The following is a 7795-nucleotide window of genomic DNA, read 5'->3' on the forward strand; positions in this document are numbered from 1 at the left end:
CAGGTCCCGGTCTCTTCGGGGCTGTTGACCAGATCATATGAAGTTAGATTAGGCTAACCTAAGTAAGGCCTTCCGGATCCCCGAGGAGCTCTCCGAACCATGCCCGCCGAGACCCAGACGGGTGACACCCAGACGGGCGACACCCAGGCCGTCGAGCCCCAGGCCGTCGACGTTCCGCTGCTCGCCGCCCAGGCCGCCATCTGGTACGCCCAGGCGCTCGACCCCGCCAGCCCGGTCTACAACACCGGCGACGCCGTCGAGATCACCGGTCCGCTCGACGAGGACCGGTTCGAGCGGGCACTGCGGCAGGCGGTGGAGGAGGCGGAGGCGCTGAGCGCCGTCGTCGTCACCGGCCCCGACGGCGCGCCCCGTCAACGGCTGACCCCGGGCCGCCCGTGGCCACTGCACCGCCTCGACCTGCGAGCCGAAGCCCCCGCCGCAACCGACCCGGAGGGTGCCGAGGCCGCAAACGCCCCGGAGGCCGCCGCCGAAACCTGGATGCGCGCCGACCTCGCCCGACCGGTCGACCTCGCCCAGGGCCCGCTCTTCACCCACGCGCTCATCCGGCTCGCCGACGACCGGTGGCTCTGGTACCGGCGGATCCACCATCTCGCCGTCGACGCCTACGCGTTGACCCTCCTCGGCGAGCGGGTCGCCGAGCTGTACCGCGCGCACACCACCGGCGCCGAGCCCGCCCCGACCCCGTTCGGGCGCCTCGCCGACACCGCCGCCGAGGAGGCCGCGTACCTCGACGGCGAGGACTACCCGGCCGACCGCGCCCACTGGTCCGCCCGGATGGCCGACGCCGACGCCCCCGCGACCCTCCCCGGCACGCCCGCCGCCGCCGGCGCTGGCACGTCCGCCGCCGGCGCCGGCACGTCCGCCGCCGGCGCCGGCACGCCCGCCGCCGACAGCGGCACGGCGCCGCTGCGCCTGACCGCCGACCTCCCCGCCGGCACCCGCGACCACCTGGAGCGCGCCGCCGCCGCCGTCCGCGCCACCTGGGCCGAACTGCTCCTCGCCGCCACCGCCGGCTACCTGCACCGCCTGTCCGGCAGCCAGGACGTCATCCTCGGCCTACCGCTCGCCAACCGCCGTGGCCCGGCCGCCCTGCGCACCCCCGTCGCCGCCGCCAACGTGCTCCCGCTGCGCCTGGCCGTCCGCCCCGCCGACAGTGCCGAGGCCCTGCTGCGGCAGGTGGTCCGCGAACTGCGCGCCGCCCGCCGCCATCAGCGCTACCCGCTGGAGGACCTGCGCCGCGACCTCGGCCGCACCGGCGACCGGCGCGCCCTGTTCGGCCCGATGGTCAACATCAAGGCCTTCGAGGGCGACCTCGACCTGGCCGGACTGCCCGGCGCCGTCCGCAACCTCGCCGCCGGCCCCGTGGACGACCTCGCCCTGAACGTCTCTCCGGGGCCGGACGGCGCCCTGCGCCTGGTGATCGACGCCGACCCGGCCCGGCACGGCGCCGCCTCCCTGGCTGCCCACCGAGACGGCCTGCTGCGCTACCTCGACGCCCTCGCCGAACTGCTGCTCACCGCCCCGCAGGCGCCGATCGCCCGGATCGACCTGCTCGACGCGGACGGTCTGCGCCGGGCCACCGCCGGCCGCACCGAACCCCCGGCCGAGCGCACCGTGCCCGAGCTGTTCGCCGCCCAGGCCGCCCGCACCCCGGACGCCGTCGCCGTCCGCTGCGGCGCGACCGCCCTGACGTACGCGCACCTCGACGCCGCCGCCGACCGGCTCGCTCACCGCCTGACCGCCCTCGGCGTCCGGGACGGCGCCCCCGTCGCGATCGCCCTGCCGCGCGGCGCGGACACGCTCGTCGCGATGCTCGCCGTGCTCAAGTCCGGCGGCGCCTGCGTCTGCCTGGACCTCACCCACCCCCGGCAGCGCCTGGCCGCGGTCCTGGCCGATGCCCGCCCGGTCTGCGCGGTCGGCACCGCCGAGGCCCTCGCCGGGCTCGACCTGCACACCGGCCTGCACACCGACCTGCCCACCGGCCTGCACGCGGGCCTACCCACCGTGCAGGTGGACGCGGCCGGTCGTGACCCGGACAGCGAGCCGGCGAGCGCCTTGCCCGCGCCGCAACTCCACCACGCCGCCTACGTGTTGCACACCTCGGGCTCCACCGGCCGCCCCAAGGGCGTGGTGGTCACCCACGCCTCGCTCGCCAACCTGCACGCCGGCCTCGCCGAGGACCACATCGCCCCCGCCGTGCGCCGCACCGGCCGCGAGCGCCTGCGCGTCGCCCACAGCGCCTCGTTCGCCTTCGACGCCTCCTGGGACCCGGTGCTCTGGATGGTCCACGGCCACGAGCTCCACCTGCTGGACGACGCCACCTACCGGGACCCGGCCGCACTGGCCGCCCACCTCGACCGCGAGCGCATCGACTACCTCGACCTCACCCCCTCCTACCTCGAAGTCCTCATCGCCGAAGGGATCCTGGACGAGGGGCGGCACCGCCCGTCCGTGCTCGTGGTCGGCGGCGAGGCCACCCCGCCCGCCCTCTGGCAGCGGCTGACCGCCGTCCCCGGCCTGCACCCGGTCGACCTGTACGGCCCGACCGAGACCACCGTGGACGCCTACGCCTGGACCCCCGGCCCGGACGGCGCCCCGGTCGGCCGGGTGGTGCGCGGCTCGCGCGCCTACGTCCTGGACGGCTCGCTGCGCCCCGCGCCCGACGGCGTCACCGGCGAACTGTACGTCGCCGGCGCCTGCCTGGCCCGCGGCTACCTCGGCCGCCCCGACCTCACCGCCGAGCGCTTCCTCGCCGACCCCTTCGGCCCGCCCGGCAGCCGGATGTACCGCACCGGCGACCTCGCCCGCCGCCGGCCATGGGGGTCCCCCCGGCCGGAGGCTGGGGGAGGCACCCTGGAGTTCCTCGGCCGGGCCGACGACCAGGTGAAGATCCGCGGCTTCCGGGTCGAGCCCGGCGAGATCGCCGCCGTCCTCGCCGAACTGCCCGGCGTCGCCCAGGCCGTGGCGATCGCCCGCCCCGGGCCGCAGGGCACACGCCTGCTCTGCTACGCCGTCCCCGCGCCCGGCGCCGCCCCGGATCCGGACGGGCTGCGCGCCGCGCTCGCCGCCCGGCTGCCCGCGCACATGGTCCCGGCGGCCGTGCTGCTGCTGGCCGAACTGCCGCGCACCGCCCACGACAAGCTCGACCACCGCGCCCTGCCCGAGCCCCCTGTGGAGGCCGAGGGCGCAGCGGCGGCCACGCCGCAGGAGGAGCTGGTCTGCGGGCTGTTCGCCGACGTCCTCGGCCTGCCGCAGGCACCCGGCCGGGACGCCTCCTTCTTCGACCTCGGCGGCCACTCCCTGCTCGCCGGCCGCCTGGCCGCCCGGCTGCGCGAGACCTTCGCCGCGCCGGTCGCCTTCGCCGATGTCTTCCGCCATCCGACCCCGGCCGCCCTCGCCGCCCTGCTCCGGCACGGACCGCGGGACGAGCGGCCCGACCCCCGTCCCGACCCCCGTCCCGCCCTGCTGCCCGTGCCCCGCGCCGACCGGATGCCGCTCTCACCCGCCCAGCGCGGCCTCTGGTTCCTGCACCGGCTCGAAGGCCCCAGCCCCACCTACAACATCCCGCTCGCCCTCACCCTCACCGGCCCGCTCGACCGCGCCGCCCTCACCCTCGCCCTCGGCGACCTCACCGCCCGGCACGAAGTCCTGCGCACCGTCTACGGCGAGGAGCCCGACGGCGCGCCGTACCAGCGGATCCTGGCCCCCGCGCCGATCGAACTCCACGACGGCACCGGGGAGATGACCGAAGCCGTCCGGTACGCCTTCGACCTCACCGCCGAACCGCCGCTGCGCGCCACGCTGTTCGGCCACGGCCCCGAGCGGCACACCCTGCTCCTGCTGCTCCACCACATCGCGGGCGACGGCGCCTCCACCACCCCGCTGCTGCACGATCTCGCCGCCGCCTACACCGCCCGGCACACCGGTCACGCGCCCGTACTCACACCGCTCACCGTCCAGTTCGCCGACCATGCGGCCTGGCAGCGGCAGCTGCTCGGCACCGTGGACGCCCCGACCCCGCTCGCCGTACGGCAGACCGAGCACTGGCGCACCGCCCTCGCCGGCCTGCCCGACCAGCTCGACCTGCCCACCGACCGCCCCCGCCCGCCCGTGGCCGGCCACGACGGCGCCACCGTGCCCTTCGCCCTCGGCGCCGAGGCGCACACCGCCCTCACCGCGCTCGCCCGGTCCACCGGCAGCACCGTGTTCACGGCCGTCCAGGCCGGCCTCGCCGCCCTGCTCACCCGGCACGGCTGCGGCACCGACATCCCCGTCGGCACCCCGCTCGCCGGGCGCGAGGACGATCAGACCGCCGCGCTGGTCGGCTACTTCGTCAACTCCGTGGTGCTGCGCACCGACACGTCCGGCGACCCGTCCTTCCGGGAACTGCTCCGGCGCGTGCGCGGCACCGTGCTGTCCGCCCACGAGCACGCCGACCTGCCCTTCGACCGCCTGGTCGAGGAGCTCAACCCGGCCCGCTCGCTCGCCCGCCACCCGCTGTTCCAGGTGATGCTCGCCTGGCAGAGCCGCGTCGACGAACCCACCGCGTTCGGCGGCGGTCTGACCGCCGAGATCGCCGCGATCCCCAGCGGCACCGCCAAGTTCGACCTCACCCTCAACGCGGGGGAGCAGCCCGGCGGCGGCATCCGCGGCTTCCTGGAGTACCGCACCGACCTCTTCGACCCCGCCACCGCGACCGCCCTCGCGGACCGCCTCACCCGGCTGCTCACCGCCGCCGCCACCGACCCGGACACCCCGATCGGCCGACTGCCGCTGATCAGTGCGCAGGAACGCCGGCGCGCCCTGGTCGAGTGGAACGGCACCCCGGTCGCCCAGGCACCGACCGCCGCCGTACCGACCGCCGCCGTACCGACCGCCGCCGCACCGACCGCCACCCTGCCCGAGCTGTTCGAGGCCGCGGCCGCCGCCAACCCGCGTGCCGTAGCCGTCAGTTGCGGCGAGGACCGACTCGACTACACCGAACTCGGCGCCCGCGCCGACCGCCTGGCCCGCCTGCTGGCCGCCCACGGCATCGGCCCCGGCACCATCGTCGCCCTCGCCCTGCCCCGCTCGGTCGACCTGGTCGTCGCCCTGCTCGCGGTCGCCAAGTCCGGCGCCGCCTACCTCCCGCTCGACCCCGACTACCCGGCCGACCGCCTGGCCTACATGCTGGCCGACGCCGCCCCCGCCGCCCTGCTCACCGACCGGGCCACCGCGCCCCGGCTGCCCGCCCACTCCGTCCCCCGACTCCTCGTCGACGGACCGGAGTCGGCGACGTACCCGGCCACCCCGCTCGCCCAGCACGAACGCACCCGCCCGCTGCGCGCCGAGGACACCGCGTACGTCATCTACACCTCCGGCTCCACCGGCCGGCCCAAGGGCGTGCCCGTCACCCACCGCAACGTCACCCGGCTGTTCAGCTCCACCGACCACTGGTTCGGCTTCGACGCCCAGGACGTCTGGACCCTCTTCCACTCCTACGCCTTCGACTTCTCGGTCTGGGAACTGTGGGGCGCCCTGCTGCACGGCGGCCGGCTGGTCGTCGTCCCGCACCTGGTCAGCCGCGACCCGGCCGCCTTCCTCGACCTGCTCGCCCGCGAGCGGGTCACCGTGCTCAACCAGACCCCGTCCGCGTTCTACCAGCTCAGCGCCGCCGACCGGGAGCGCCCCGGCAGCGAACTCGCCCTGCGCTACGTGGTGTTCGGCGGCGAGGCGCTCGAACTGGCCCGGCTGGACGACTGGTACTCCCGGCACGCCGAGGACGCGCCGACCCTGGTCAACATGTACGGCATCACCGAGACCACCGTGCACGTCTCCTACCTCGCCCTCGACCGGGCGAGCGCCGCCGCGACCAGCAGCAGCACCATCGGTGTCAACATCCCCGACCTGCGGGTCTACGTCCTCGACCAGCACCTCCAGCCCGTCCCGCCCGGCGTCACCGGCGAGATGTACGTGGCCGGGGCGGGCCTGGCCCGCGGCTACCTCGGCCGCCCGGACCTGACGGCCACCCGGTTCGTCGCCGACCCGTACGCCGGACTGTTCGGCGAGCGGGGCACCCGGATGTACCGCTCCGGCGACCTCGCCCGCCGCCGCCCGGACGGCGTGCTGGAGTACTTCGGCCGAGCCGACCAGCAGGTCAAGCTGCGCGGCTTCCGCATCGAACTCGGCGAGATCGAGGCCGTGTTGGCGGCCCACCCGGCGGTCGCCGACGCCGCCGTGGTGGTTCGCGAGGACATCCCCGGCGACAAGCGCCTGGTCGGCTACGCCGTCCCCGCCGGTACCACGCCCGGCGCCGCGCCCGAGGCCCTGCGCGTCCACGCCGCCGCCGAACTGCCCGCCCACATGGTGCCCTCCGCCGTGGTCCTGCTCGACCGGCTGCCGCTGACCGCCAACGGCAAGCTGGACCGCCGCGCCCTGCCCGCCCCCGAGGCCCCCGCCGCGGGCGCCGGCCGCCCGCCGCGCAGCCCGCGCGAGCAGCAGTTGTGCGAACTGTTCGCCGAGGTGCTGGGCGTGGCCGCGGTCGGTGTCGAGGACGACTTCTTCGCCCTCGGCGGGCACTCACTGCTGGTCGTGCGCCTGGCCGGGCGGATCCGCGAGGTGCTCGGACTGGAGGTCGGCATCGGCGCGCTGTTCCAGGCGCCCACGGTGGCCGCCCTCGACGCCGCGCTCACCGCAGGATCGCAGCACACCGACGCCCTGGACGTGCTGCTCCCACTGCGGCCCGTCGCGCCCGGCCGGCAGCGCCCGCTGTTCGCCGTCCATCCGGCGGGCGGCCTCAGCTGGTGCTACACCGGCCTGATCCGCCACCTCCCGGCCGACGTTCCCCTCTACGGCCTCCAGGCCCAGGGCGTCGGCGCCGCCACGGTCGGCGAACCGCTGCCCGCGACCATGGAGGAGCTGGCTGCGCACTACGCCGACCGGCTGCGCGAGGTCCAACCCGAGGGCCCGTACCGGCTGCTCGGCTGGTCCACCGGCGGGATCATCGCGCACGCGGTGGCCGTCCGACTCCAGGAGCTGGGCCATGACGTCGAGTTGCTCGCCATCCTGGACGCCTACCCCGCCGAGGGCTTCCGCGAGCTGCCAGTCCCCGACCAGGCCGAGGCGCTGGAGGCGCTGCTCACCATGGGCGGCTACGGCCCCGCCGACCTCGCCGGGAAGCCGCTCGAACTCGACGCCGTCACCGCGCTGTTGCGCCGCGAGGGCAGCCCGCTCGCCGGACTCGACGACGCCACCGTGGCGGCGCTCAACCGGATCTACCTCAACACCAACCACCTGGTGTGCGGCTACGACCACCGCCGCTTCGACGGCGACGTGCTGTTCTTCCGCGCCACCGTCGACACCATCGACGACACCCTGGTGCCCGAGCTCTGGACCCCGTACGTGTCCGGCCGGATCGCCAACACCGACGTGGCCTGCTCCCACAAGGACATGACCCTGCCCGCCCCGATCGCGCACATCGCGGGCGTGATCGCCGACCACCTGGAGACCTCCTCCGATGAGTGACGCCCCCGCCAACCCCTTCGACGCCGACGGCGAGTTCCTCGCGCTCGTCAACCCCGAGGGACAGCACTCCCTCTGGCCCGCCTTCGCCGCCGTCCCGGCCGGCTGGAACGTCGCCCACGGCCCGTGCGGGCGGGCCGCCGCCCTGCAGTGGATCACCGCGCACTGGACCGCCCTGTGACAGCTCCCGCCACCCCGGGCGGCGAAGCCCCCGCCCTGTCTCTTATACACATCTGACGCTGCCGACGAGCGATCTAGTGTAGATATCGGTGGT

General features: G+C 75.9%; 2 protein-coding genes. Both read left to right on the forward strand.

What is annotated here, in order from left to right; all coding sequences use genetic code 11:
- Window positions 1-99: 99 nt before the first annotated feature.
- Window positions 100-7524: an amino acid adenylation domain-containing protein gene (locus tag OP86_RS26905; RefSeq protein WP_078588342.1), complete on the forward strand. Its 7425-nt coding sequence runs from the start codon at window positions 100-102 to the stop codon at window positions 7522-7524.
- Window positions 7517-7702: an MbtH family protein gene (locus OP86_RS26910; protein ID WP_030057892.1), complete on the forward strand. Its 186-nt coding sequence runs from the start codon at window positions 7517-7519 to the stop codon at window positions 7700-7702. Before OP86_RS26905 ends, OP86_RS26910 begins: the two co-directional genes overlap by 8 nt.
- The last annotated feature ends 93 nt before the right edge of the window (window positions 7703-7795 follow it).

The organism is Streptomyces novaecaesareae (assembly GCF_000716875.1).
In the GTDB taxonomy this organism is placed as follows: Bacteria; Actinomycetota; Actinomycetes; order Streptomycetales; family Streptomycetaceae; genus Kitasatospora; species Kitasatospora novaecaesareae.

Excerpts from the sequence above, each read along its gene's own strand:
- OP86_RS26905 (WP_078588342.1), top strand. The coding sequence starts at position 100 with ATGCCCGCCGAGACCCAGACGGGTGACACCCAGACGGGCGACACCCAG.
- OP86_RS26910 (WP_030057892.1), top strand. The coding sequence starts at position 7,517 with ATGAGTGACGCCCCCGCCAACCCCTTCGACGCCGACGGCGAGTTCCTC.